This window comes from Streptomyces sp. NPDC001594 (genome assembly GCF_042893675.1).
Lineage (GTDB): Bacteria > Actinomycetota > Actinomycetes > Streptomycetales > Streptomycetaceae > Streptomyces.
Map to the genome: position 1 here is coordinate 569,618 of NZ_JBIAVB010000001.1, position 25,400 is coordinate 595,017.

Annotated in this window: 25 protein-coding genes; 16 read left to right on the forward strand and 9 right to left on the reverse strand. The window is 75.2% G+C overall.

From position 1 onward, the window contains the following. Positions 1-7 precede the first annotated feature (7 nt). The 6 genes from ACFY0O_RS02860 to thpR all read left to right on the forward strand — a co-directional run bounded on the left by ACFY0O_RS02860 (position 8) and on the right by thpR (position 7,146). Entirely contained in the window at positions 8-829 is an 822-nt protein-coding gene (locus ACFY0O_RS02860) for an alpha/beta fold hydrolase (protein ID WP_388941935.1), read from the forward strand. Continuing rightward, positions 826-2,007 carry a glycosyltransferase gene (locus ACFY0O_RS02865; RefSeq protein WP_388941938.1) on the forward strand — a complete coding sequence of 394 codons (1,182 nt, stop codon included), beginning with the start codon at positions 826-828 and terminating at the stop codon, positions 2,005-2,007. The genes ACFY0O_RS02860 and ACFY0O_RS02865 overlap by 4 nt, the downstream gene beginning before the upstream one ends. Further along, positions 2,004-3,887 carry a methyltransferase domain-containing protein gene (locus ACFY0O_RS02870; RefSeq protein WP_388941941.1) on the forward strand — a complete coding sequence of 628 codons (1,884 nt, stop codon included), beginning with the start codon at positions 2,004-2,006 and terminating at the stop codon, positions 3,885-3,887. The genes ACFY0O_RS02865 and ACFY0O_RS02870 overlap by 4 nt, the downstream gene beginning before the upstream one ends. Continuing rightward, the gene (locus ACFY0O_RS02875; RefSeq protein WP_388941944.1) at positions 3,884-5,188 is read left to right on the forward strand and encodes a hypothetical protein; all 1,305 of its coding nucleotides are present in this window, start codon (positions 3,884-3,886) and stop codon (positions 5,186-5,188) included. Before ACFY0O_RS02870 ends, ACFY0O_RS02875 begins: the two co-directional genes overlap by 4 nt. Before the next feature lie 73 nt (positions 5,189-5,261). Further along, positions 5,262-6,533, forward strand: coding sequence for an alkaline phosphatase family protein (locus tag ACFY0O_RS02880; RefSeq protein ID WP_388941947.1), 1,272 nt, complete (start codon positions 5,262-5,264; stop codon positions 6,531-6,533). A 28-nt stretch (positions 6,534-6,561) separates the two neighbouring features. Then, positions 6,562-7,146, forward strand: coding sequence for an RNA 2',3'-cyclic phosphodiesterase (gene thpR / locus ACFY0O_RS02885; RefSeq protein ID WP_388941950.1), 585 nt, complete (start codon positions 6,562-6,564; stop codon positions 7,144-7,146). Positions 7,147-7,300: 154 nt separating this feature from the next. Here thpR and ACFY0O_RS02890 read toward each other — a convergent pair whose 3' ends face one another. Beyond that, positions 7,301-8,209, reverse strand: coding sequence for a GlxA family transcriptional regulator (locus tag ACFY0O_RS02890; protein ID WP_388942261.1), 909 nt, complete (start codon positions 8,207-8,209; stop codon positions 7,301-7,303). A gap of 142 nt (positions 8,210-8,351) precedes the next feature. Between ACFY0O_RS02890 and ACFY0O_RS02895 the strand changes: the two genes are divergently transcribed. The 4 genes from ACFY0O_RS02895 (at position 8,352) to ACFY0O_RS02910 (ending at position 12,384) form a co-directional block, all read left to right on the forward strand. Further along, positions 8,352-9,005: an MBL fold metallo-hydrolase gene (locus tag ACFY0O_RS02895; RefSeq protein WP_388941953.1), complete on the forward strand. Its 654-nt coding sequence runs from the start codon at positions 8,352-8,354 to the stop codon at positions 9,003-9,005. A gap of 136 nt (positions 9,006-9,141) precedes the next feature. Continuing rightward, positions 9,142-9,801, forward strand: a complete 660-nt coding sequence (locus tag ACFY0O_RS02900; RefSeq protein WP_388941955.1) for an intradiol ring-cleavage dioxygenase — start codon at positions 9,142-9,144, stop codon at positions 9,799-9,801. A gap of 177 nt (positions 9,802-9,978) precedes the next feature. Then, positions 9,979-11,385 (forward strand): hypothetical protein, encoded by a 1,407-nt coding sequence (locus ACFY0O_RS02905; protein WP_388941957.1) that lies wholly within the window; start codon positions 9,979-9,981, stop codon positions 11,383-11,385. A gap of 135 nt (positions 11,386-11,520) precedes the next feature. Further along, positions 11,521-12,384, forward strand: a complete 864-nt coding sequence (locus tag ACFY0O_RS02910) for a dienelactone hydrolase family protein (protein ID WP_388941960.1) — start codon at positions 11,521-11,523, stop codon at positions 12,382-12,384. A 6-nt stretch (positions 12,385-12,390) separates the two neighbouring features. On the opposite strand, the gene ACFY0O_RS02915 is transcribed toward ACFY0O_RS02910, so the two are convergent. Both ACFY0O_RS02915 and ACFY0O_RS02920 read right to left on the reverse strand, forming a co-directional pair. Beyond that, entirely contained in the window at positions 12,391-12,864 is a 474-nt protein-coding gene (locus ACFY0O_RS02915) for a hypothetical protein (protein ID WP_388941963.1), read from the reverse strand. A 96-nt stretch (positions 12,865-12,960) separates the two neighbouring features. Continuing rightward, entirely contained in the window at positions 12,961-13,566 is a 606-nt protein-coding gene (locus ACFY0O_RS02920) for a CAP domain-containing protein (protein WP_388941966.1), read from the reverse strand. A 228-nt stretch (positions 13,567-13,794) separates the two neighbouring features. Here ACFY0O_RS02920 and ACFY0O_RS02925 point away from each other — a divergent pair, with 228 nt between their 5' ends. The 4 genes from ACFY0O_RS02925 to ACFY0O_RS02940 all read left to right on the forward strand — a co-directional run bounded on the left by ACFY0O_RS02925 (position 13,795) and on the right by ACFY0O_RS02940 (position 17,926). Next, a complete protein-coding gene (locus ACFY0O_RS02925; RefSeq protein ID WP_388941969.1) occupies positions 13,795-14,220 on the forward strand; it encodes a hypothetical protein in 426 nt (141 codons plus the stop codon). 119 nt (positions 14,221-14,339) lie between these two features. Further along, complete coding sequence (locus ACFY0O_RS02930; protein WP_388941972.1) at positions 14,340-15,713, forward strand: MFS transporter; 1,374 nt, start codon at positions 14,340-14,342, stop codon at positions 15,711-15,713. Between the two features lie 42 nt (positions 15,714-15,755). Continuing rightward, entirely contained in the window at positions 15,756-16,475 is a 720-nt protein-coding gene (locus ACFY0O_RS02935) for a response regulator transcription factor (protein ID WP_388941975.1), read from the forward strand. Further along, entirely contained in the window at positions 16,472-17,926 is a 1,455-nt protein-coding gene (locus tag ACFY0O_RS02940; protein WP_388941979.1) for an ATP-binding protein, read from the forward strand. The genes ACFY0O_RS02935 and ACFY0O_RS02940 overlap by 4 nt, the downstream gene beginning before the upstream one ends. Here the strand turns inward: ACFY0O_RS02940 and ACFY0O_RS02945 are convergent. The 3 genes from ACFY0O_RS02945 to ACFY0O_RS02955 all read right to left on the reverse strand — a co-directional run bounded on the left by ACFY0O_RS02945 (position 17,905) and on the right by ACFY0O_RS02955 (position 20,711). After that, the gene (locus ACFY0O_RS02945; RefSeq protein ID WP_388941982.1) at positions 17,905-18,798 is read right to left on the reverse strand and encodes a TAXI family TRAP transporter solute-binding subunit; all 894 of its coding nucleotides are present in this window, start codon (positions 18,796-18,798) and stop codon (positions 17,905-17,907) included. The genes ACFY0O_RS02940 and ACFY0O_RS02945 overlap by 22 nt on opposite strands. A gap of 140 nt (positions 18,799-18,938) precedes the next feature. After that, entirely contained in the window at positions 18,939-19,562 is a 624-nt protein-coding gene (locus tag ACFY0O_RS02950; RefSeq protein WP_358895865.1) for a cysteine hydrolase family protein, read from the reverse strand. A gap of 156 nt (positions 19,563-19,718) precedes the next feature. Beyond that, positions 19,719-20,711 carry a GlxA family transcriptional regulator gene (locus ACFY0O_RS02955; RefSeq protein ID WP_388941985.1) on the reverse strand — a complete coding sequence of 331 codons (993 nt, stop codon included), beginning with the start codon at positions 20,709-20,711 and terminating at the stop codon, positions 19,719-19,721. Positions 20,712-20,919: 208 nt separating this feature from the next. Between ACFY0O_RS02955 and ACFY0O_RS02960 the strand changes: the two genes are divergently transcribed. Further along, the gene (locus ACFY0O_RS02960; RefSeq protein ID WP_388941986.1) at positions 20,920-21,333 is read left to right on the forward strand and encodes a rodlin; all 414 of its coding nucleotides are present in this window, start codon (positions 20,920-20,922) and stop codon (positions 21,331-21,333) included. A 75-nt stretch (positions 21,334-21,408) separates the two neighbouring features. Here the strand turns inward: ACFY0O_RS02960 and ACFY0O_RS02965 are convergent, their stop codons facing one another. Next, positions 21,409-22,590: a cytochrome P450 gene (locus tag ACFY0O_RS02965; RefSeq protein WP_388941989.1), complete on the reverse strand. Its 1,182-nt coding sequence runs from the start codon at positions 22,588-22,590 to the stop codon at positions 21,409-21,411. After that, entirely contained in the window at positions 22,587-23,297 is a 711-nt protein-coding gene (locus ACFY0O_RS02970) for a tRNA-dependent cyclodipeptide synthase (protein WP_388941991.1), read from the reverse strand. Before ACFY0O_RS02970 ends, ACFY0O_RS02965 begins: the two co-directional genes overlap by 4 nt. A gap of 460 nt (positions 23,298-23,757) precedes the next feature. On the opposite strand from ACFY0O_RS02970, the gene ACFY0O_RS02975 reads away from it, so the two are divergent. Continuing rightward, complete coding sequence (locus ACFY0O_RS02975; RefSeq protein ID WP_388941994.1) at positions 23,758-24,501, forward strand: DUF4232 domain-containing protein; 744 nt, start codon at positions 23,758-23,760, stop codon at positions 24,499-24,501. Between the two features lie 39 nt (positions 24,502-24,540). Here ACFY0O_RS02975 and ACFY0O_RS02980 read toward each other — a convergent pair whose 3' ends face one another. After that, a complete protein-coding gene (locus tag ACFY0O_RS02980) occupies positions 24,541-25,248 on the reverse strand; it encodes a hypothetical protein (protein WP_388941996.1) in 708 nt (235 codons plus the stop codon). Positions 25,249-25,400 lie beyond the last annotated feature (152 nt).

Genomic DNA, 25,400 nt, shown 5'->3' on the forward strand with positions numbered 1-25,400 from the left:
GCCCGCCGTGTCCTTCGTCCGCGCGGGCTCCCTGCGCTTCCACGTGCAACAGCTGCCGGCCGCCGCGCCGGCCGGCCCCGACGAGCCGCTGGTGGTGTTCCTCCACGGGCTCGTCGTCGACAACCTGTCCTCCTTCTACTGCCCCCTGGCCCTGCCGGCCGCCCGGGCCGGGCACGAGGTGCTCCTGTACGACCTGCGCGGCCACGGCCTGACCGACCGCCCGGCCTCCGGCTACGACGGACGCACCGCCGTACGCGACCTCCTCGGGCTGCTCGGCGCGCTCGGTCTCGGACGGCGCCCGCTCCACCTGGTCGGCAACAGCTACGGCGGCACCCTCGCCCTCCACGCCGCCCTCGCCCGGCCCGACCTCGTCACGGGGCTCACCCTCCTCGAACCCCCGCTCAGCGGGCCCTGGGTGGAGAACATGCTGGACACCCTGTCCGCCGCCGCCCTCAGCCTGGAGGACAGCCCCGTGCCGCAGGAGCTGCTCGGGCTGCGGCTGCGCAAGGCCGCCCGGCTCACGGCCATCGCCGAGGAGCTCCTCAACCGCACCTCGCTGATCGACGACATCGCCCGCAGCCGCACCTTCACCCCGGCGGACTACGCCCGGCTGCGCTGCCCGGTCCTGGTCGTCTGCGGGGAGCACTCCGAACTGGTGCCGGGGGCGAGGGAGTTGGTGCGCAGCGCGGCGCGCTCCGAGCTGCGGATCCTGCCGGGGCTGGGGCACGACGTGCTCAAGGAGAGCAGCGGGGTGCTCCGGGGTGCCGTACTGGCCCATCTCGGCGCGACGGCGGCCCGGCGGCCGCGGGCGGGGGCTCTGGCGCCATGAGGGTGCTGTTCACCGTGCCGCCGCTGGCGGGGCACGTCAATCCGACCGTCGCCGTCGGGGCCGAACTGGCCTCCCGGGGCCACGAGGTGGCGTGGACGGGGCCCGCGTCGGCGCTGGCCCGGCTGCTGCCCGCCCGGGCCCGGATCCTGCCGGCCGGGGAGGAGACCCCGGCCGGCGGAGACGCGGCGGGCGGTTACGCGGCGCTGCACGAGCGGTGGCGCGATCTGCGCGGGGTCGGGGCGCTGCGGTTCCTGTGGGAGGAGGCGCTGGTGCCGCTGGCCCGGGCGATGCTGCCGGGGGTGGAACGGGCCGCCGCCGGGTTCGCGCCGGACGTGATGGTCTGCGACCAGCAGGCCCTGGCGGGGCCGCTCGTGGCGCGGCGGCTCGGGATCCCGTGGGCGACCTCGGCGACCACGTCGGCCGAGCTCACCCGTCCCTTCGCCGGTTTCCCCAAGGTCGGGGAGTGGGTGGACGAGCGGATCGCGGTACTGCTGGCCGAGTCCGGTGACCCCGGAGGGGGTTGGGACCCGCGCTTCTCCGACCGCCTGGTGCTGGTCTTCTCGACGCCCGGACTCGTGGGCGCCGAGGAGGACTTCGCGGATCACTACGCCTTCGTCGGGCCGGCCTTCGGGGCCCGCCCGGCCGTTCCCGGGTTCCCCTGGCAGCGGCTGGACCCGGACCGGCTGCGGGTACTGGTGTCGCTGGGCACGCTCAACCAGGAGGCCGGCGCCCGGTTCTACCGGGCCGTGCTGGGCGCGGCCGGACACCTCGCGGCGCGGGTGCAGCTGGTGCTGGCGGCCCCGGCCGCGCTGGTGGGGGACGTCCCCGGGCACGTGATCCTCCAGGAGCGGGTCCCCCAGCTGGAGTTGCTGCCGCACCTGGACGCGGTGGTCTGCCACGGCGGCCACAACACCGTCTGCGAGGCGCTCGCGTTCGGGCTGCCGCTGGTGGTGGCGCCGATCCGGGACGACCAGCCGATCGTGGCCCGGCAGGTCGCCCTCGCGGGGGCCGGGGTCCGGCTGCGGTTCGCCCGGACCGGGGCCGCGGAACTGCGGGACGCGCTCACGGCCGTGCTGGACCGTCCCGGCCCGCGCCGGGCCGCCCGGCGGATCCAGGCCTCCTTCTCCGCGGCGGGCGGAGCCGCCGCCGCGGCCGACCGGTTGGAGAAGCTGACATGACGAGTGCCCCGCTCCCCCGGGTCCGCTGGACCTCGGCGCTCGTGCTGGCCGCGCTCGGCGCGGGTACCGTCCGGGCCGGGCGGCGGCTGCGGGCGGTCCCGGTCCTGCCCGCCGCCCCGCCGGACGCGGCCGGGCTGCCCCGGGCCGCCGGGTGGCGGCTGCTCACTGCGCCCGGGGTGGAGCCGGACGCGGCCACCTTCCTGGCCGCCCGCGCGTACGCGGACCGGGAGGGGCTGCGGGTGCTGGACCTGCTGCCCGCCGACCTCGACACCGAACGGGTCCTGGGGCTGCTGCGCCTGGTGGATCCCGCGGGGTACCGGCAGGACCGCCTCGGGGAAGGGCGTGGCGCCGGGTTCGCGGTGCTGGTCGCCGAGGAGGTGCTGGCCCGGGCCGGGGTGGAGCCGGGCGGGCCGCGGCCGGAGCCCGCGGAACTGATGGCGCTGGTCCGGCGTTTGAAGGAGTACGCGGCGGGGGCCACCGGACTGGCCGTCGCCCCGGACCTGAGCCGCGGCCGGACGGCCGGCCCGCCCGGGTCCGGCGCCGTGGCGGCCCGGGCGCGCGTGGCCGAGCTGCGGGCGCAAGGGCTGCCGCCCGGGGTGGTGTCCGCCGCCCAGCTGGCCGGGCTGGCACTGCTCGCCGGGGTCGCCGTGCGCCAGGGCCGGTGGGGCGCGGCGGCGGCCGGGCTGTACTGGCTCCAGCCCTGCCTCGCGCTGGGCGGACCCGGCTCCCCCCTGCGCCCCGCCGACCTGGCCCGGGCCACCGCCGCCCGGCCGGTGCGCTCGCTGCGCGGCGCCGTGCGTACGGGGCTCGCGGCGGCCGGGCAGGCGGGGACGGAGGGACCGGACACCGCCGCGGTGGCGGCCTCCTACCGGGCAGGCCTGGCCGGCGGGACGGACCGGTTCTTCGAACCGCGCCGGTCCGACTGCCCCTGGTGCGGCTCGGAGCGGCTCGCGGTCCGCGTCCGGGTGCCGGACCTGCTCCAGGGCAAGCCCGGCCGGTTCACGCTGGAGCGGTGCGGTGACTGCGGGCACGTGTTCCAGAACCCGCGGCTGACGCCGGAGGGGCTGGAGTTCTACTACCGGGACTTCTACGACGGGCGCGGCGGCGAGGGGGCCGGCCGGGTCTTCGGGCGGCTCGGCGGCGCGTACCAGCAGCGGGCCGAGATGCTCCTCCCGTACGCCGATCCCGCGTCCTGGCTGGACGTCGGCACCGGGCACGGGCACTTCTGCAACGCGGCCCGGTCGGTGTGGCCCCGGACCCGGTTCGACGGGCTCGACATGGGGGGCGGGGTGCTGGAGGCGGAGCGGCGCGGCTGGGTGGAGGCCGGGTTCCGGGGCCAGTTCCCGGAGTACGCGGAGAAGCTGGCCGGCCGGTACGAGGTCGTCAGCATGTACCACTACCTGGAGCACACGCGTGATCCGCTCGCCGAACTGGACGCGGCGGCCACCGCCTTGACGCCGGGGGGCTTCCTGGCGATCGAGCTGCCCGACCCGCAGTCGCGGATGGCGGGGCTGCTGGGCCCGGCCTGGCTGCCCTGGTTCCAGCCGCAGCACCAGCACCTGATCCCGGCCGCGAACCTGCGGGAGGCGCTTGCCGACCGGGGGTTCACGGTGGTCGCGGAGGAGCACGGCCGCGCCCACCAGGGCAACGACTTCTTCGGCGCGGTGGCCCTGACCGCGACCCGGCTGGGCCCGGATCCGGACCGGCCCTGGGGTCCCCCGGCCACCGCCGGCGCCCGGGTCCGCGCGGGGGCCGTCCGCGTGGCGGCCGTACCGTGCTTCGCCGCCGCGGCGGTCCTGGACACCCTCCGCACGGCGGCGGCCCGGGCCACGGACGGCGGGAACGCCTACCGCATGCTGGCCCGCAAGGACACCCGATGACGCCCCCGGGCCGACGCCCCGCCGCCGGAGCCCGCACCGGCCCGGCCACACCCGCGGCCGCTCCGGCCACCCGGCCCTCCGCCACCGGCCCGACCGGCTCCGGGGCACCGGCCGCGCCCGGCGCCCCCGCCGAGGGCGGCGCCCCTGCCCTCCGAGCGGCCCCGACCGGTTCCGCCGTCCCGCCCCGCCTCCCGCACCCGGCCCGCCGGAGCGGCCCGGCCCACCCCGCCGAACCGGCCGCCGACGCCACCCCGGACGCCCCCCTCCGCCCCGCCGACGCCCCCGCCGACGCCCCCGCCGACGCCTCCGCCGGGGCGGGCCCGGGCCCGGGGTCGGGCCCGGGCCCGGGGTCGGGGTCGGGGTCGGGGTCGGGGTCGGGGTCGGGGTCCGGGCCTGCCGCCCGGCCGGGCTCCGGCGGGGACCTCGCCCGGCGGGCCGGGGCCGATCCGCTGTTCCGGCTCGTCGCCCATGCCCTCGAAGCGGCGCACGGGCGGCCGCCCGCCGCCGTCTGGAGTGCGCCGCACGCCTTCCACCTGGGCTCTCCCGGGCTCGTCGCGGCGGCCGGCTGGCCGGTGGCCGCCGCGGCGGCCGCGCGCGACGACGGGATGGTGCGGCTCAGCTCGCTGGGCCACCCCGCCGACAGCTGCGACCTGCCGCTGACCCTCTCGGGGCCGGCGCCCGCCGCCCCCGCCTGGGCCGTCCGCCCGTACACGGTGCTGCGCGCGCTGGCCCGGGCCGGCCACGGCCTCGGCGGGACCGACCTGCACGTGCAGGGTTCCCTCACGGACGCCGCCGGGCTGGCCACGGCCGAACCGGCCGACTGCGCGGTGGCGCTCGCGGTGGCCGACGTGCACGCGCCGCCCGGGACGGAGCCCGACCGGGCCCGGCTGGCCCGGCTGCTGGCGGCGGCGCTCCCGGACGGGGACGACGCCCTGCGCCGGGCCGTGCTGTTCGGGCTGCCCGGCAGGGCGCTGCTGCTCGGTACCGGGGAACGGCCCCACCGGTACAGCTCCTTCGACCCGCCCGCTTCGGACGCGCGGCTCGTGCTCGTGGCCGTGCGCGGGGAGCCGGCCGAGCGGGCGGCGGAGCTGGCCCGGGCCGTGGAACTGGCCCGCCGGGCGGGGGCCCTGAGCGCCTGGCCGCCCGGGCCCGGGCCGGGGCGGAGCGCGCTGGTGCTGCTGCCCGCCTCCCGGCCGGCGGCGGTACGGGCGGCGGTCACCGAGGACTTCCGCGCCCGGGACCGGCCCGTTCCGCGCTTCCTGAACATCGCCGTGGCCGGGGCGGCCCGGCGCGAGGACTGACGACACCGGCAAAGGCACCAAACGACACCGACACCGACACCGACACCGACACCGAGCCCCAGGAGGAATCCCCATGCCCACTCATTCGCCCCGCGCCGGACACCGGCCCCGCCGGCGGTCCGCCGTCACGGCCGCCGCCGGGACCCTGGGCGCGCTCGGCCTGCTGGGCGCCCTCACGGTCGCCACCTCGCAGGCGGCCGACAGCAGACCCGCCCAGGCGGCGACGGCGGCCGCGCTCCCGGCGTACGACCACGTGGTGGTCGCCGTGTTCGAGAACAAGCAGTACGGAGAGGTCATCGGCAGCGCGAGCGCCCCCTACATCAACCAACTGGCCTCCGGCGGCGCGAGCCTGACCGGGATGAAGGCCCTGACCCACCCCAGCCAACCCAACTACTTCAACCTCTACTCGGGCGCCACCCAGGGCATCACCGGGGACGGCTGCTACACCCCGCAGTCCATGACCGCGCCGAACCTGGGCCAGGAGGTGATCGCGGCCGGAAAGACCTTCGCGACGTACAACGAGGACCTCCCCGCCGAAGGTTCCACCGCCTGTACGAGCGGCCAGTACGCGCAGAAGCACAACCCGTGGTTCGCCTTCAAGAACGTGCCGCTGAACACCGGCAAGACCTGGGCCCAGTTCCCGCGTGACGACTTCTCCTCGCTGCCCGGCCTGTCGTTCGTGATCCCCAACCTCTGCAACGACATGCACTCCTGCGCGGTCGGCACCGGGGACACCTGGACCAAGAACAACCTCGACGCGTACGCGCAGTGGGCGAAGTCCCACAACAGCCTGCTGGTGCTGACCTGGGACGAGGACAACTACCTGGGCTCGAACCAGATCGCCACGGTCTTCTACGGGGCGAACGTCAAGACGGGCACGTACTCCACGGCCTACAGCCACCACCACCTGCTGCGCACCCTGGAGGACCTCTTCGGCACGGCGACGCACGCGGGCAACGCGGCGGGCGTCCAGCCGATCACGGAGGTCTTCACCGGCTCCCCGACCCCCACTCCCACCCCGACGCCGACCCCCACTCCCACCCCGACCCCCACGCCCACACCCACCCCGACCCCCACCCCGGGCGGTCTGCAGCTCGCCAACCCCGGCCCGCAGACCTGCAGGTTCAACCAGTCCTGCACCGTCCAGCTCAACTCCACCGGCGGCAAGGCCCCGGTCCGCTACGCGGCCACCGGCCTGCCCTTCGGCCTCGCCGTCGACGCGGGCACCGGGCGGATCACCGGGAAGCCGTGGGCCACCGGAACCGCGCAGGTCACCGCGACCGCCACGGACTCCGCCGGCACCACCGTCACCGCCGCCTTCCCCCTGACCGTCAACTGGTTCTGACGGCCCCCGACACGGTACGAAGTCCCATGTGAAACATCAGACCCACAGCACGACCGTCCGCGTGTTCATCGCCCTCGCCCCGCCCGACGACGCGAAGGAGGAGCTGGAGCGGGAGCTGCTGCCCGCCTACGAGGCGTACCCGCGCCTGCGGTGGAACCGGATCGAGGACTGGCACATCACCCTGGCCTTCCTCGGCGAGCTCCCGGTCGCGTCCGTCCCCCGCCTGCGCGAGCCCCTCGCGGACCTCGCGGCGATACGCCGGCCCCTGCGGCTGGCGCTGCGCGGCGGGGGGCACTTCGACGGGCGGGTGCTGTGGACCGGGATCGACGGGGACCTCGACGGGCTGCACCTGCTGGCCTCCGAGGTCCGCTCCCTCGTCAAGGAGTGCGGCATCCCCTACGAGGGCCGGCCGCTGCGCCCCCACCTGACGCTGGCCCGCGCCCGCCGCGGCGACACCGCCGGCGTCCCGGAGGCCGCCGCCGGGCTCACCGGCTTCCGCGGCCGCCCCTGGCACACCGCCCGACTGCACCTGGTGGGCAGCAACACCGGGCGCGGCCCGGGCCCGATCCACTACCGCGACATCGTCTCCTGGGCCTTCGGCGGCGGCGACTGAGCGGCCGCCCGGGGGACAGGGCCGTCAGAGCGGACGGCCCTGCGGTGGCCGCCGGGGCGCGCGCGGGCCGCGCAGCGGCAGGGTCCGGCTGAAGGCTGGGGCGGGTGGTGTTCGCGCTCTCCGGCGCGCAGCTCCCCCGGCGACCGGCCGCGGGCTACGGCGCGTTCGTGAACGACCTGCGGTAGGAGCGGGGCGGGATACCCCGGCGGCGGACGAACTGTTCGCGCAGGACGGCCGCGCTGCCGTAGCCGACCCGCCGGGCGACCTCCTCGACGGGCAGGTCGGTGGTCTCCAGGAGTTCTTCGGCGCTGCTGAGCCGCAGGCCGCGCAGCCAGGCGTGCGGGGTCGTGCCGGTGGCGGCGGCGAAACGGCGGGCGAAGGAGCGCTTGCTCATCAGCGCGCGCCGGGCCAGCTCCTCGACGGGGAGCGGTTCGTGGAGGTGGGCGCGAGCCCAGGCGAGCACCTCGGAGAGCCGTTCGTCCTGGCAGTTCGCCGGTACGGGCGCGGCCAGGTACTGGGCCTGGCCGCCGTCGCGGTGGGAGGGCAGCACCATGTCCCGGGCGACGGCGTTGGCCGTGGCGGCGCCGTGCTCCCGGCGGATCAGGTGCACGCAGAGGTCGAATCCGGCGGCGGCTCCAGCGCCGGTGGCGATGGTGCCCTCGTCGATGTAGAGGGAGTCGGGTTCGACGGTGACGTCGGGGTGGCGCTCGGCGAGCAGGCCGGTGAACCGCCAGTGGGTGGTGGCCCGGCGGCCGTCGAGGAGTCCGGCGGCGGCGAGGGCGAAGGTGCCGACGCAGTGGGCGGCGACGAGCGCGCCGCGCCGGTGCGCGGCGGCCAGGGCTTCGAGGACGGGCGGCGCCGGGGGCGTCCGGAATCCGGTCCAGGGCAGGGCGATGACGAGGTCCGCCGCCGCGAGCCGGTCGAGGCCGTGCGTGAGGGAGAGGGGCACTCCGAGATCGGTGGGCACGGCGCCGGGCCGGTCGGAGCAGAGGGCGAAGTCGAACGCGGGCATGCCCTGCCCCCTCGGTCCGAACACCTCGGTGACGATGCCGACGGCGAGCATGCCGACGCCGGGCGGGGCGTAGGCGGCGACGGTGAGGAAGGGCTGCTGCACGGAGGCAGTCTGCCAGGTGTGGCACGAATCCTGCGATCGGTGTCGTCCCTGCCACTCGTGGCGCCCCGGGCCCGGCGCAAAGAATGGGGTCATGACCGAGGCACTGATCGAAACGAAGAACGAAGCCCCCCACGACGCACGGACCGGCGTCCGGGCCGACGCACCGGCCGGCCGCAGCGCCGTCTACGCGGTCCTGAACACCGGTTACGTCGGCTCCACCGGCCCCGGCGTGGCCGCCACCGTCTCCTACGTCGGTGACGGCGACCGGCACGTGATCTTCGATCCGGGCATGGTGGCGAGCCCGGGCCACATCCTGGATCCGCTGGCCGAACTGGGCCTCGGCGCCGACGACATCACCGACGTGGTGCTGAGCCACCACCACCCGGACAACATCATGAACGCGGGTCTGTTCCCCCGGGCCAGGATCCACGACCACAAGGCGGAGTACCTGGGCCACACGTGGACCGCCCGCGACGCCGAGGGTCACGAACTCACCCCCTCGCTGCGCCTGATCCACACCCCCGGCCACAGCCTGGAGGACATCACCCTGCTGGCGGGCACGGCTTCCGGTGTGGTGGCCTTCGCCGGGGACCTGTGGTGGCACGCCCAGGGCCCGGCGGACGACCCGGTCGCCCCGGACCGTGAGGCGCTGCGCGCCGCCCGCCTGCGCGTCATGGCCGCGGCGGACCTGATCGTCCCGGGCCACGGCGCCCCGTTCGAGCCGGGCGACGGCGTTCCGCTGTAGGCCGTGGCGCGTGCCGGCCGGCGCCGCCCGGTCGGCCGTGTGTCGGTCGCGGGGCGCGGCGGCGGGGTACGGCACGGTGGGCTGCGGTGGGTGGCCGTCCCGGTCGGCGGCCCCGGGCGTAGGCGGGAGAGGTCCCATGACCGACCACGGCGGCTTCCCGAGCAGTCGTCGCACCCTGCTGCTGGCGGTGGGATCGGCCTCCGTCGCCGCGCTCGCCGGCTGCGCCCGCCCGGCTGCCGCACCGGCGGCGGGGACGGCGCCCGGGTGCGTTCTGGCCGTCACGGCGGGGGCGGGGCCGAACTACTCGGGGCGGGGCCGGGCCCGTTCGGACGTCACGGACGGGCGTGCGGGCCTGCCCCTGCGGCTGGAGCTGACGGTGGTGCGGGCCTCGGCGGGGTGCCGTCCGCTCGCCGGGGCCGCGGTGGACATCTGGCAGGCCGATGCCGCCGGGGTCTACTCGGAGGGGCGGGAGGGCTTCCTGCGCGGGGTCCAGACGACCGACGCCTCCGGGCGGTGCGTGTTCCGCACGATCGTGCCCGGCTGGTACGCGGGGCTGGCCCCGCACATCCACTTCAAGGTGCGGCCCGACGCGCACACCGAGACGACCTCGCAGTTCTTCCTCCCCGAGGACTTCCTGCGGACGGTCTACGCCCGGCAGCCGTACGCCCGCCGCAAGGCGCCGCGCAGCCCCAACGCGCACGACGACCGCTTCCGGGCGGCGGGCGGGACCATGACGCTGGCGCCGGTGGCCGAGGGCGGCGGGTACCGGGCCGCCTACACCGTCGGAATCGCCTGACCGGCGGGGGCCACCCGGCCCCACCCACCGCTTTTGAAGTTTCAACCTTCTTGCGGCGTAGGCGAGTTGGCCGGAAGCCGAGATGACCGCACGGGTCCGATCATGTCATGATCAACCCTCACGTTACTTCTCGGTAACGCGTTCAATTCCCCCCATTTACCGAATGGTTCTTCCTACGTGCGCACGTTCGCCCAACGCCTCCTGCTCCCCGGTCTGACCACGCTGGCGCTCACCACCGCCGGCTGCGCCTCCCCGGCGCACACCGGTTCCGCCGGCCCGGGGGCCACCCCCGGCGCCCCGGCCGCAGGCGGCTCCCAGCAGCTCGAAGTGGCCGCCGCGCCCCAGGGTTCGGCCGACCCGACGCCGCTGGCCCGCACCGCGACCGGCGAGGGCCGGCCGGAGAAGTCCGCGCTGCGGGTCGCCTCCTACGACAAGGACAGCCGGCGGGCCGTCATAGCCGCGGCCCCGGCCCCCAAGCCCTCCAAGGGCGGCCAGAACTCCCCCTCCGACGGCTCCCCCGCCCCCGCCAAGCCGGTGGCGGTCGGCGACGTCATCGCCAGCGCCCCGGCGCCCGGGGCCCCCGACGGGCTCCTCGCCAAGGTTACGGAGGTCGTCGGGAAGACCGACCGCGGCACCGAGGTGAAGACCGCCCCCACGACGCTGTCCGCCGCCCTCGGCGAGGCCAAGGCCGACGGCAAGGTCAAGGTCGACCCCTCCGCCATGGTCGTCGAACCCCTGATGAAGGGGGTCACCTTCTCCTGGGCCAAGGGCGACGGCGCCCGCTTCGGCGCCGAGGGCGGCAAGCTGCCCCTGGGCAGCCTCCGGCTCGACGTGAACGCCGCCGTCGACACCGCCAAGGACGCCCCCGCGTCGGCCGGCGCCTCGGTGTCCGGCTTCGTCCAGCTCGCCCCGCAGGTGGAGTTCTCGTACACCGGCACGAAGATCGGCTCCGCCCCCAGCGCGGCCTTCCTCGGCATGAGCGGCGACTGGTCCTCGCAGTGGTCGCTCAAGGGCCGCGCGGCGGCGAGCACCGGCGCGCCGCAGCGCATCCCGTTCGCCAAACTGCACAGCGCCCCGGTCATCCAGGTGGGCCCGGTGCCGGTCGTGGTCGACCTCGACCTGACGGCGTACATCCAGGTGGAGGCCGACGGCCAGGTCACCCTCGACGTCCGGCAGGACGTCGAGGGCGACTTCCGCGTCGGCGGCAGCTACGCCACGGGCAAGGGCTGGACCCCGGTCAGCACCTCGGCCGTCCACAGCACCCCGGTGAAGGCCACCGTCGCCGCCTCGGGCCGGGTCAAGGCCGCCCTGGGCGCCGAGGCCTCCGTCGGCCTGTACGGCGCCGTCGGCGTCGGCGCGGACTTCGCCCCGTACCTGCGCGGCGAGGCCGACGTGAAGGCGTCCGCGTCCACGGACGGCAAGGCCTCGGCGAGCGGCGCCTGGGCCCTGTACGGCGGCATCGACCTGAACGGCCAACTCCACCTCCAGCTCTCCCTGTTCGGCACGCCCCTCTTGGAACGCCGCATCCCCCTGGGCGCCCTCCACCGCGAATGGCCCCTCGCGAGCGGCGCCGCCGGCCACTGACACGGTCCTCCCCACCGGCGGGGGAAGGCTCCCCCGGCAGCCTTCCCCCGCCGCGTCACGCCCCCGTGCTTGACCAACGGCCGCTACGTGCCGGTAACTTGAGGGTCGTCCAGAGGTCCGACGGAAGGGGAGGCCGTGGCCGACCACGACCTGACCGGGTTCGCGAAGAGCACGTTCACCCACGACGGCGTCACCCGCAGGGTGCTGCGCCGGGGCACCGGCCCGGCGGTGATCGTCATCGCCGAGATCCCCGGGATCACCCCCAAGGTGCTCGAGTTCGCCGCCCGCGTGGCCGACGCCGGCTGCACGGCCGTGCTCCCGGTGCTGTTCGGGACGCCCGGGCGGGACGCGAGCCCCTCGACCGCGGGCTGGGCCGGCGCCGCCCGCGCCCTGGCCCCGGCCATGGGGCAGGTGTGCGTCAGCCGGGAGTTCACGGTCCTGGCCACGGGCCGCAGTTCGCGCGTGGTGGACTGGCTGCGCGCGCTGGCCGCCGCCGAGCACGAGCGCTGCGGCGGTCCCGGGGTCGGGGCCGTCGGCATGTGCCTGACCGGCGGTTTCGCACTCGCCATGGCCACCGACGAGCGGATGCTCGCCCCCGTGCTGTCCCAGCCGTCCCTCCCGCTGCCCTGGACGCCGGGCCGCGCCGGCTCGATCGACATCAGCCCGCGGGACCTGGCCGTCGTCCGCGGGCGCTGCGAGCGCGAGGGGCTCCAGGTGCTGGGGCTGCGGTTCAAGAGCGACCGGCTGGTGCCCGCGGAGCGGTTCGCGTTCCTGCGCCGGGCGCTCGGCGACGCGTTCGTGGCCGTCGAGCTGGAGGACGACGCGGCCAACCCCGAGAGCCCGCTGCCCCCGCACTCCGTCCTCACGGAGCACCTCGTCGACGAGCCCGGGCAGCCGACACGGCAGGCACTGGACACCGTACTGGACCTGTTCCGCGAGAAGCTCCTGGGCACGGCGTCCGGCGAAAGGCCCGGGAAGGGGTCCGTCACCGCCGTATGAGGTAGGTCAGTACACGAGCTTGTAGGTGAAGTCCTTGTTGTGCACGGGCTCTGGCGCGGTGTCCGTGTACAGCAGCCGGACCACGGTGAACCGCTGGACACCGGGGTGCGTCGGCCAGGGCCGGGGCTTGCTCAGGGTGACCCGCACCGGGTAGGGGCGGAACGTGCCCTGCACGCAGTCAGGACGGCAGTCGTTCACCATGTCGGTGCCGGTGGCGGTCGCCGTGCTCGCGCCCCAGGTGTCCCAGCGCAGCCCGACGAGGCGGTTGTTGCCGTCACCGCAGGCCAGGATGTACTCCTCGGGCCGCACCTGGGCCGCGGAGAAGCAGTCCACGACCACCACCGGGTACGGGTCCGCGGGGGCCTGCGCCGCCGCGGGCGCGGACACCGCCGCCAGGGCGGCCGCCGCGCACAGCAGCCCGGCCCTGCGCCCACGCGCCCGGGCCGGGCGGCCGCGCCGCCCGTCTCCTGAAGCGTCCACGAGCCCCTCCTCGGCTGTCGGCTCCGCCACACGTCCAGCTTTGCCCATCCGGGCGGCCCGCGCACCCGCTGGGCGCGGGCCGGTCACCGCACGCCGTCACTGCTGGCAGCGTCCGAAGGTCACCACGTACGTACCGGCTCCGCTCGCCCCGGCTCCGGCCCGGTCGGCCGATCCCGCCTGGGCCCAGCTGCCGTACTCGGTCAGCGAGCCGTCCAGGATGATCTTGCGGTGGCCCGGGCTGTTCATCCACCACGTGACGGCGGCCTTGGGGGTGCCCGACGTGCCCCAGCCGGTGTACGCGATCTCGGCGACGGCCCAGGAGCGGGGGTTCGGACAGTAGCCGGCCGCCTTGATCCGGCTCTGCGGGGTGGAGCCGGTCTGCGGGTTGGTGTGCGCGTCCTGCCCGGGCCCCCACCACTTCAGCTGCACGGCCGCGGCCGTGTGCTGCTGGGCCGCCGCCGTCAGGGACGGGTTGCCGGTCAGGGGCTGCAGTCCGCGCTGCGTGCGCTCGGCGTTGATCAGGCACGCGACGGCGAGCCGCGCGGCCTCGGCGCCGCCGCCCGGGGAACGGGCGGACGCGGCGGGGTCGCAGTACGCGGCCGACGCGGGCGCGGCCGTCACCGGTACGAGCGTGACGGCGAGGCACCCGGCCGTCGCCAGGCTCAGGGCGATCCGGGTCGGTGAAGCGAGTCTTCTTCTCACGGGGTCCCACCTCCTGCGAACACGAGGGGCCCCAGCGCTGTGGCTTCCCGTCCCAGCCTGCCACGGGGCTCCGCTGATCGCCACGCGGCTCCCCCACCGAGGCGGGCCTGCCGGGGCACAGGGGTGAAGACGTATCCATCATGACAGGTCAGAGGCGGTTTTCGTAGGACCCAAAGCACAGCCCGTTGCCCTTGTTTGGGAGTGTCTGCGCCTTTGAGAATCTCCCTCATGAATCCCACGGCGCACATCGATCACCATGCTGTCCTGCGAGCCCGCGTGTCCCTCCTCGGCTCCGGAACCCTCCCCCTGCGAGAGGAGGTCGCCGCCTACCGGGTGCTGGTGCAGGTGAGCCCGCTGGCCTATCTGCCGCGGCTGGCCGGGGCGTTGTACGAGTACAGCCGGTTGGAGTTCGCCCACCTGCCGGAGACGGCCCTGGCCCTGCGGGCCGAGGCGGTGGCGGCCGCACGCCGGATGCACGCGCTGGAACACGGGCGGGAGCGGCTGCTGTTCGCCGCGTTGGTGGGCTACCGGTGGCAGCTGGAGCTCATGGACCGGCCGGAGGAACTCGCCGCGGTGGACGCGGAGATCGGCCGCCTCCCGTACCCGCTGCCGCAGAGCCTGCCGGGCACGCGCTGGGACGCGCTGTTTTCTTAGCGGAACGTTAGATCTGCGTGCCGGGCCTTGTCCGGGTGCGGTGGCGGATCCAGTCTGGGCACTCCCCCGCATCCGGGGGTGCCACCCCTGCCCATCAGGGACTTCCCTCTGGAGCCGCCATGTCCTCGCCCTCCGTCACGCTCGGTCCGCCGCCGCCCGCGGAGGAGCGCCGCAGGCGCCGGCTCGCGCTGGTCGGCGGGTCCCTGGGGAACCTGGTGGAGTGGTACGACTGGTTCGTCTACGCCAGTTTCGCCATCTACTTCGCCGACTCCTTCTTCCCCGGGGACAACCCGACCACGCAGCTGATGAACACGGCCGGCATCTTCGCGGTCGGGTTCCTGATGCGTCCGGTCGGCGGCTGGATCCTCGGGCGGGCCGCCGACCGTCACGGGCGCAAGAGCGCGCTCACGCTGACCGTCACCATGATGTCGGTGGCCGCCCTGCTGATCGCCGTCGCCCCGACCTACGGCCAGGCCGGCTACTTCGGGGCCGTCGTGCTGCTGCTGGCCCGGCTGCTCCAGGGGTTGAGCATCGGCGGGGAGTACGCCGCCAGCGCCACCTACCTGACGGAGGCCTCGGCCCGCGACCGGCGCGGGCTGGGGTCCTCCTTCCAGTACGTGTCCATGACGTGCGGTCAACTCCTCGGCCTGGGAATCCTGATCACGATGCAGCACACCCTGACCAAGGAGCAGCTGGGCAGCTGGGGCTGGCGGATCCCGTTCGTCGTCGGGGCGGTGTTCGCGCTCGTGGTGTTCTGGCTGCGGCGCCGCCTGCAGGAGACCGACGCGTTCACGGAGGACGGCGGCGCGCACGACGACAGTGCGCGCGGCTCGCTCAAGGCCCTGTGGGAGCACCGGCGGCAGGCCGGGCTGGTCATGGCGCTCACCCTCGGCGGCACCGTCGCCTACTACACCTACACCACCTACCTCACCAAGTACCTGGTCGGCAGCGCGGGCATGGCCAAGAACACGGCCACGCTGGTGAGTTTCACCGCCCTCGCCCTCTTCGCGGTGCTCCAGCCCTTCGCCGGGATGCTCTCCGACCGGATCGGCCGCCGGCCCCTGCTGATCACCTTCGCGGTGGGCTGCACGGTCGGCACCTACCCGATCATGACGGCGCTCGGTTCGGCGTCCTCGTACTGGTCCGCCCTCGGCCTGTCCCTGCTGGCCCTGGTGATCGTCACCGGCTACACCTCGATCAACGCGGCGGTCAAGGCCGAGCTGTTCCCCACCCGGGTGCGGGCGCTGGGCGTGGCCCTGCCGTACGCGATCGCCAACGCCCTGTTCGGCGGCACCGCCGAGTACGTGGCGCTGTGGTTCAAGAACGGCGGCCACGAGAAGATGTTCTTCTGGTACGTGTCCGGTTGCGCCCTCGTCTCGCTCGTGACCTACGTGCTGATGCCCGACACCCGTGACGCGGCGCTCAGCCGCGCCGAGGAGGAGGCACGGGCAGGGGCGCAGGCGGCGCCGGCCGGTACGGGGGCGGCGCGGTAGGCTGCCGGCCGGTGCGGGGGTACGGGACGCGGGGAGGTGGCGGTGCACGCGTTGCTGGTGGAGGACGACGACCGCATGGCCCGGGCCCTGGGCACCGCCCTCGCCCGGCGGGGGCACACCGTGCGCCGGGTCAGCCGGGCGCTGGACGCCCTGCGGTACGTCCACGAGGCCGGGTTCGTCCTGCTCGACCTGGGCCTGCCCGACCTCGACGGGCTGGAACTGCTGCGGCGGCTGCGCACCGTCTGTGACGCGCCGCTGATCGTGGTGACCGCGCGCTGCGAGGAGCGGGACGTGGTCCAGGCGCTGCGGGCGGGCGCCGACGACTACGTGGTCAAGCCGTTCCGGATGGCGGAGCTGATCGCCCGCATCGACACCGTACGCCGCCGGACAGGCGCCCATGGGGAGCCGCCGGGCGGCTCCCCGGCCGGCGCCGGCGGCCGGACCGTGCGCGCCGGGGACGTGGAGGTCGACCCGGCCGGCCGGACCGTCACCGTGGCCGGGAGCGAAGTCCGGTTGACCCGCCGGGAGTTCGACGTGCTGGCGCTGCTGGCCGGCCGCCCGGACGAGGTGTGCTCCCGGGAGGAGATCCTGGACCGGATCTGGGGTGACGCCTTCCTCGCGGCCTCCCGCTCCCTGGACGTGCACGTGGCGGGCATCCGCGCCAAGACGGGCCGTCCGGGCCTGGTGCGCACGGTGCGCGGGTTCGGTTACCGGCTCGGCGCGGACCCGGCCGGGCGCGGGGAGCGGGACGCGGCCCGGTGAGGCGCAGGCTGCTCGTGGTGCTGATGGTGCTGATGGGTGTGGCCGCGCTGCTGCTGTGCGTGCCCCTGGCCGAGGCCTACGCCCGGGGGCGGACCGAGCACCTGCTGCTCCAGCGGCGTTCGGAGGCCGTCCGGTTCGCCGACCTCGCCGACCGGGCGGGCAGCGCGGCCGACCGGGCGGAGCTGTCCGCCGAGATCGGCCGGTACGCGCAGCTGTACGGGGCGTCGGTGACGGTGGTCGACGCGGCGGGGGCGACGGTGGCGCGGGCCTCCGGCGCGGGGCCGGCCGGGGGCACCGCGCCGGAGGCGGCCTCGGAGCCCCGGCGGCGGGCCCTCACCGGGCGGTCCACCGACCGGCTGCCGACGGTCCGCCCCTGGGGTCCGGACCGGGTGGTGCTGGCCGAGCCGGTGGGGCGGGACGAACGGGTCAGCGGGGCGGTGCTGATGGCCGTGCCCACCGCGGCGGCCCGCCGGGACGTGACCCTGCGCTGGTCGCTGATCGCCGCCGGGGCGGTCGCCGCGTTCGCCGCGGCGGCCCTGGTCGCGGCGGGGATCACCCGCTGGCTGCTGCGCCCGGTCCTCGACCTGGACCGGGCGGTGGCAGGGCTGGCGGCCGGAAGCCTGCGCGCCCGGGCGGTCTCCGACACCGGCCCGCCGGAACTGCGGCGGCTGCGGCGGCACTTCAACGGCATGGCGGAGGCCGTCGCCGACTCCCTGGGCCGTCAGCGGGCGTTCGTCGCCGACGCCTCCCACCAGCTGCGCAACCCGCTGGCCACGCTGGTGCTCCAGCTGGAGAACGTGGAACCGCACATCGCCCCCGGGCCGGGTCTGGCCGAGCACGCCCGGGCCCTGGACGAGGCGGAGCGGCTGGAGGAGCTGCTGGACGGGCTGCTGGCGCTGGCGCGGCTCGAGTCCGGGACGGCGCGGCCCGTTGACCAGGACCTGGCGGGGGCGGTGCGGGGGCGGGTGGAGGCCTGGGAGCCGGTCTTCCGGGCCGCGGGCCTGGTGCTGGCGGCCGGGGGCCTGCCGCGGGAGCTGCGCGTACGGGCCCTGCCGGACGCGGCGGGGCGGATCCTGGACGCGCTGCTGGACAACGCGGTGAAGTTCGTGCCGCCCGGCGGCCGGGTGGAGGTCGCCGTCTCGGGCTCGCCGGGCGGGGAGGCCCTCGTACGGGTCGCCGACGACGGGCCGGGGGTGCCGGCCGGGCGGCGGGAGCTGCTGCTGGGGCGGTTCGCCCGCGCGCCCGAGCACCAGAACCTGCCCGGCAGCGGGCTGGGGCTGGCCATCGCCGAGGAGATCGCCCGGCTGAGCGGGGGCGGGCTGGAGGTCCGCGGGAACGAAACACGCGGCCTGGTCTTCGCGTTCCGGCTGCCGTGCCCCGCAGGCGGCTCGACGGACACGGGGCGGCGCCGGTCGTGCACCGGGAACGGTCAGCCGTACGCCGAGCGGTAGTAGGAGACCGCGCCCGGGTGGAGCGGCACCGCGCCGGTGGAGATCGCGAAGCGGGGCTCCAGCCGTACGCCCGCCGTCACCTCGCGCAGCAGTTCGCGCCAGCGGTCGAAGAGCACCCGGAGCAGGTCGCCCGCGGCGGACGCGGCGACGTCCTCGCGCGCGAGGAGGTAGTTGCCGACGCCGACCGTGCCGACGGGGGCGGTGAGTCCGTAGGCCCCGGCGGGCAGGGTGACCGCCGTGTAGACGGGGCCGTACCGGTCGCGCAGGGCTGCCGCGTAGCCGTCCAACGGGAGGAAGCGCAGGGGCAGTTCGCGGGCCAGGCCGGTCAGGGCCGGGGTGGGGACACCGCCGGACCAGAACACGGCGTCGACGGTGCCCGCGCGCAGCGCCGCCGCCGACTCGGCGAGGCCCAGCTGCCGTTCGTCCGCCGGTGACGGGCCCGCGGTCAGCCCGGCGGCGCTCAGCAGGCGGCCGGCCAGGACCTGGACCCCCGACCCGGCGGCGCCGGCCGCGAGCGGGCGTCCGGCGAGGTCCGTCACGGAACGGGCCGGGCCCGCGGCCGGGACGAGGAGGTGGGTGTAGTTGACGTAGACGCGGGCCAGTGCGGTCACCGGGGCCGGGCGGGCGAAGGGCGCGCTCCCCAGGACGGCGTCCTCGGCCACGTCGGCCATGGACAGGGCGAGGTCGACGGAGCCCTCGTCCAGCCGGCGCAGGTTGTCCACGCTGGCGGCGGTGGCGACGGGCACGATCCGCAGCCGGCTCCCGCTGTCGGCGAGGGCCCGGGCGAGGGCCTGCCCGAAGGCGTTGTACGGGCCCCCGGCGGCCCGGTGGCCAGCCGGAGCCGGGACGCGGGGCCGGAGTTCCCGGCGCATCCGGCCAGGGCCGCCGCGAGCGCGCCGAGGCCGGCACCGATCAGGTGCCGGCGTCGGGTCCGCGCGCTGCTCACGGCGGCAGCCTAGGCGGTGCCCCGGGGGCCGGGCCAGGGCCGGGGCAGGGCCGGGTCAGGGCCCGGTCAGGCGCCGAGGTCGTCCGCGGTGGGGACGACGACGCCGAACATGTCGGTGATCGTCGTCAGGGCGGCGCTCTGGAGGACCGCGGCGGGCAGGACGCCGCCGTCGGGGGTGGCGAGGGCGCGGGTGGCGGTGGCCTCGGCGACGACGGTGGGCCGGTAGCCGAGGTTGAAGGCCTGCTGCGCGGTGAAGGTGATGCACATGTGCGTCATGAACCCGGCGAGGACGAGGTCCTTGCCGCTGCCTGCGGCGAAGCCGAGGCCGGCCAGGGTCTTTTCCAGCTCGGTGGCGTGGAAGGCGTTGGGGAAGTTCTTGACGACGACGGGTTCGCCGTCGGCCGGGGCCACCTCCTCGCCGAGGGCGCCGATGTGCTCGCGGACGTCGTACGGGCTGCCCTCGCCGCCGTCGTGGACGACGTGGACGACGGGGGTTCCGGCGGCGCGGGCCCGCTCCAGCAGGCGGGCGCCGGCCGCGACGGCCTCCTCGGCGCCCTCCAGGGCCATCACGCCGGTGCGGTAGGTGTTCTGGAAGTCGATCATGATCAGGACGGACTCGGCCAGCCGGGCCGGCCGGTTCTCCAGCCCGCTCAGGTCGCGCAGGGTCGTGGACGGGGTCGTGGTGCTCACAGGGTGCCTCTCATCGGTTCGCATCGGTTCTCATCGGTTCTCATGGGCTCTTGTGGGGATACGGGTCGGCGGGAGCGGGCAGGGCGGAGCGCTCCGCCCGGCGTGCGTCCGCCGGGGGAAATCAGGGGAGTCCGGGTGTCCGGGTGTCGCGGGCCGTCAGGCCGACTGGGTGCGGAAGCGGCGCCGGTAGGCCGCCGGGGTGGTGGCGAGCTGGCGCCGGAAGGCCCGGTGCAGGGTCTCCGCGGAGCCGAGTCCGGAGCCGGCCGCCACCTGGTCGAGCGGGCAGTCGGTGGTCTCCAGCAGGCGCCGCGCCAGTTCGACGCGGACCGCTTCGACGTACGCGGCGGGGCTGGTGCCCGTCTCCTGTTTGAAGACGCGGGCGAAGTGCCGTTCGCTCAGGCACATCCGGGCCGCCAGGGCCGGCGCCGACAGGTCGGCGTCGGGGTGTTCGGCGATCCACAGCCGCAGCTCGTCGATCTCCCGCCGCCCGGCGGCCGGGCGGCTGAGCGGCACCGAGAACTGGCTCTGGCCGCCCTGCCGCTTGAGGTACATCACCAGCTGCCGGGCCACGGCGAGCGCGGTCTGCTCGCCCAGGTCCTCGGCGACCAGGGCCAGCGCGAGGTCCAGGCAGGCGCTGATCCCGGCCCCGGTCCACAGCCGGCCGCGGTCGGTCCGGACGAAGATGGGGTCCGGGTCGACCGTGACCCCGGGGTGTTCGGCGGCGAGCTGGGCGGCCGTCGACCAGTGGGTGGTGGCCGTGCGCCCGTCGAGCAGGCCGGCCGCGGCCAGCAGATGGGCTCCGACGCACACGGAGGCGACGCGCCGGGCGTGGGGGGCGGTCTCCCGTACCCAGGCGACGACCTCCTCGTCGAGCCGGGCCACCGGCCCGCCCTCGGCCATGTCGACCGCGCCCGGCACGAGGAGGGTGTCCACCTCGGCGCCGACGTCGGCGAAGGCCACGTCGGTCAGCAGCCGCACGCCGGCCGACGTGCGCACCGCGCCGGCGGCGGACCCGGCGAGGCGGACCTCGTACCCGGCCCGGCCCGCGGTCTCGCGGTTGGCGAGCGCGAAGACCTCTGCGGGGCCGGTGACGTCGAGGAGGTCGACGTCGGGGAAGACCGCGATGACGACACGGTGTGCGGTGGGCATGCGCCCATCCTCCCCGCGGCCGCCGCATGGCCGCAATGACGCTTCCCCGTCACATTCGGACACAGATCCGAAGGGGGGTCCCGGCGCCCGGCGCGGGCCCCGACCGGCGATCGGGTGACGTTGCGCCACCCGATCGGGCCCACCGCCGTTACCGGGACGACCTCCCCGTCCGGGCCGGGTCCTCCGCCAGACAAGGAACCTTTCGCGCATGCTGAAGAAGATGATGGTCACCGCCGTAGCCACCGCCGCCGCGATCGGTGCGGGCGCTGCCGCTGCCGCCCCGGCCATGGCCATCGGCAACGACAACGGGATCAACACCGTCAACGGCAACGGAGCCGCCCAGATCTACGGCAACCAGAAGACCGAGGGTGACATGAGCCCGCAGGCCGCTCTGATCCAGGGCTCCGCGAACAAGCCCTGCATCGGCCTGCCCGTCAAGGTGAACGCCCAGTCGCTGGTGGCGATCCTGGCCAACGTGGGCGTCCAGGACGTCAACGTCCTGTCCAACCCGCAGAACCAGCAGTGCACCGAGGACTCCACCCAGGCGAAGGGCGACGAGTCCCTGTCGCACATCCTGTCCAACATCCCGGTCCTCTCCGGCAACGCGTCCGCCGGCAGCTGAACGGCACAGGCCCCCCACCCCGCGTCCTTCCGGGGTGGGGGGCCTCTTCGTGCCGTCAGCGGGACCGGCCGGCGGCTACCACATCACCGGCAGGCGCTCGGGGAGGCGCTTCATGAAGCCGGTGCGCCACACCAGCTGCTCGACGGGGACGGCCAGCCGCAGCCGGGGCATCGCCGCGAGGACGGCGCGCAGGCCGATCTCGGCGTGCTTCTTGCCGAGGGCCGTGGCGGGGCAGTAGTGGGAGCCGCCGCCGAAGGAGAAGTGGGCCGAGGAGTTGGCCCGCGTGAAGTCGAGGCGGTGCGGGTCCGGGAAGACGGCGGGGTCGAAGTTGGCGCCCTCGGGCAGGACGAGGACCAGCTCGCCCTTCTTCACCTCGACGTCGCCGAGGGTCATGTCCTCCATGGCGAGCCGGGGCAGGCCGTCCCCGATGGACAGGTTGATGCGCAGCAGCTCGTCCACGGCCTGCGGCATCAGCTCCGGGTGGTCGGCGAGGTGGTCGGCCTCCTCCGGGTGGGTGAGCAGGGTGACCAGCGCCATGGCGAGGAAGCCGGCGGTGGAGATGACGCCCGCGCCGAACAGGGTGACGCCGACGGTCGCGAACATCTCGTCGCTGACGTGCTCGTAGCCCTCGGTGCCGCGCAGCTTGGCGAGGTCGCCGATCAGGCCCTCCTCGGTGTCGTCGAGGCGGGCGGTCATGTACGCGATGTCACGGTCCCAGTTCAGCCGGGCCGCGGGGATCTCGCGGGGGCTGTTCATGAACGCGATCGGCAGCGACTCGGAGAGCAGCGGGGCCGCGTCCTGCGGTATGCCGAGGATCTTGCAGTGCATCGCCTCCGAGAAGGGGTCGGTGAACATGGACCGGATGTCGACGGGGGCGCCGTGCTTGAGCATGCGCTCGACCAGCTCGGCGGCGTGTCCCTCCATCCACTCCTGGAGGCCGGGCGCCTTGGGGTTGATCGCCTTCATCACGGCCTTGCGCAGACCGGCTCCGGTGATGTTGCCCATGTTGTTGACGACCTCGGGCGGGATCGTCAGCGCGTACTGGCGGGGCACCCCCGGGTCGGAGGTGTTCTTGAGGCTGAACCGGTCGTCCTCGAGGACCTGCTTGACGAGCTCGTACGAGGAGACCAGCCAGGCCTCGGCGCCGGCGATGGTGCGCACCTTCACCACCGGGGCGAGTTCGCCGATCTGGGCGGGCAGGTGGGTGCCGTCCCACGTGAACGGGAAGTCGAGGATCGGCTCCGCGTGGGTGGTCACAGCTGGTCTCCTTCGGGGGCGGGGGTGACGACGGCGTGGCCCTGGTTGCGGGAGGCCCGCAGTCCGGCGCCGCGCGAGTAGAGCAGGTCCGCCATGGGCAGCGCCTGGTGGTAGCAGTTCAGCGACGAGGGGACGCCGAGGATCGCGGGGGTGTCGAGGAACAGGGGCGCCTCGGCGCACACGTAGTCCAGGCACACCTTCCGCTGCTGCTCGGTGGCCGGCTGGCCGCCGAGCACCTTGGAGGAGAGGAAGATGTCCACGAGCTCGTTCGCGGTCTGGGCGAACGCCGGATCGGTGCCGAGCCGTTCCAGCAGGTCCGCGTGCATGCGGTCGTAGGCGGGAATGCCCTGGAGCGAGGACATGGGCCTCCCGCGCAGGCGGGTTCCCGATGGGTCGATGTCGGCCACCGCGTTGGTGACCTTGGCGCGAACACCGCGGAGGTTCTTGACCGTTTTACGACGGGCCTCGTCCTCCGGATAGCCCATCGCCACATACATTTCGGCCACGTGCAGGTCCGTGTAGATGAGGTCGGCCTGTCGGAAGTTGTCGAGGGCCCATTCGGCGAGCGCGTGCACGCGCTGGGCGGAGAAGTAGGAGTTGCCGGGTGAGATTCCGATGACGGCGTGGTCGCCCTCGCCCGCGATGACCTGGCAGTGCGGGGTGTAGGGGTCAACGCGGAAGGCGCTGGTCCGGATTGCTGTAGTCATGGGAGTGGTCACGTCCCTGTCGCCGCGATTCCCCGATCGGACCCCGTGTCCCGGGTGCGGCGGCGACGTTCAGAACCTATCCGCAAAGCGCGGCTCCGGTTGGATTACCGCACAGTTCGTCTCGGCTTCTGGACTCAGATGTTGCCCCAGTCAACAGGCGGGAGCTGCGAGGTCGTTGATCTGCCCTGCAAAGGTGGCGATCAGGCGGTTCACTGGCTCAATGCCGCCTTTCCCCTACAAGATCGCCGGATGGGACACATGTTCCGGTTGGCCGGAAGCGGAGGCCGAAAAGCCGCCCTGCACGCGGGGACGCGCCGCGGAGGGCGGTGCCATGTATGTCCAGGTCATGTCACGGATCCGCCACAGCGGCGCGCCCGCGCAACCCCGGCGGGGGTCCGGCGCGTATCCCTGGACGCGAGTGCCGGCGCGGGACCGGTCGTGAGAACAACGGGAGCACCCCATGCAGTACGCAGCAGGCCTTCGGCGCACCGCGGCGGCACTGGCGGCGGCCTCGGCGGCCACCGCCCTGATGACGGGCTGCGGCCCTGCCGGGGACCCGGGCGCGGCCGGCGTGCCCTCCGCCCCGCCCGCGGCCTCGGGACCGGCCCGGGCGACGCCGGCCGGCAGCGGCACGAGCGACACCGGGGGTGCGGGCGGGACCGGCGGCTCGGGGGCCTCCGGGGGCTCCTCGTCCACCGGCGGGGGCACGGGCGGCGGGGGCAGCGCGAAGCCGACGGCCTCGGCGCCGGGTTCGGGCGGCAAGGCGAAGGCCTGCACCGGCGACGACCTCCTGGTCTCCCCCGCCCACCTGGCCGACGTCCGCCCGCCCGGTACCGGGACGGGTGCGGTGGTCGTCTCGGTGAGCAGTCACTCGACCTGCACCCTGAACGGCTTCCCGCAGGTGGCGGGCGCGGGCAACGGCGCTCCCGACAAGAACCTCCCGCTGGCCACCACCAACAGCGGTACGGCCGCTCCCGTGACGCTCACCCCGGGGGCCCGCGCCTGGACCAAGCTGACCTTCGTCAACGTCCAGGGCGAGGCGGACGGCTACTGCGTGTCCGGCTCCACGCCCGTCGTGTTCCCCACGCTCGTCCTGCGCGTCCCGGGCGCGGGCGCGCACCAGATCGCCATGGACGACGGGCAGTTCGCCGAGTGCGACAACAAGGTGACCGTCACCGCCTTCTCGCTGACCAAGCCCTCCTGACCGGGCCCTGCCGGGCCGGCCGGCGGCCCGTGGTGCGGGTCAGGAGATCCCGTACCACTGGCTGCCCCAGCCGGTGTTGATCGTCCCGGTGGACTGCTCGGCGAGGTTGAGGGCGGGCGGCAGCGAGGTCTGGCCGGTCAGGACGGTGCTGTAGCGCAGGGCCGGGGGTGCCAGGCCCGCGTTGACGGAGATGCCGGCGCCGGTGGCCTTCAGGGTGAGGGCGTTGGTGGCCCAGTTCCCGTTCAGCAGCAGGGCGATGAAGTAGGTCCCGGGGCCCGCGGTGAACGGCTTGGTCAGGGGCAGCGGCTTGGCCACCGCGTCGATCATCAGCTGGGGCGAGATGTCGGCGGTGGACGCCACGAGCTTGCCGGTGGCGTCGTACACGCCGAGGTAGCAGTTGGAGAGCTGGGCGTTCGGGTCGATGCCGGCCAGGCCCAGCCAGATGTTCGACCAGGTGATCCGCTCGCGCAGGCCGACCCGCACCAGGGTGATCCGGCCCCCGACCCCGGCCGCCGACTGGGCGGTGACGTGCCCGGCGTCGCCCGGGTCTCCCGTCCAGGCCAGCAGGTTCTGGTCCTGGGGGCGGGGGCCCTCGTACCCGGAGCCGCCGCCCTGCACGGGCGCGGGCGCGGCCGCCGGGGTGCTCGCGGCCGCGTGCTCGCCGCCGTCCGAGGAGCTGCACCCGGACAGGGCGAGGAGCGCCGCGAGGGTGGCGGCGAGGCCGGCGGTGGTGGTTCGGGTGCGCATGGTCCCCCCATGTGGTGCGGATGTGCCGGGGCCATCGTCACATGTGCCCCCGGGGGCGGCCCCGGGGGGAGGGTTCCGGCCTGTCCGCGGGCGGAGTTGGCCCGGGAACCGGTCGCCGGGGAGGCCGCGCGGGCCGATACTGCACGGGGCGC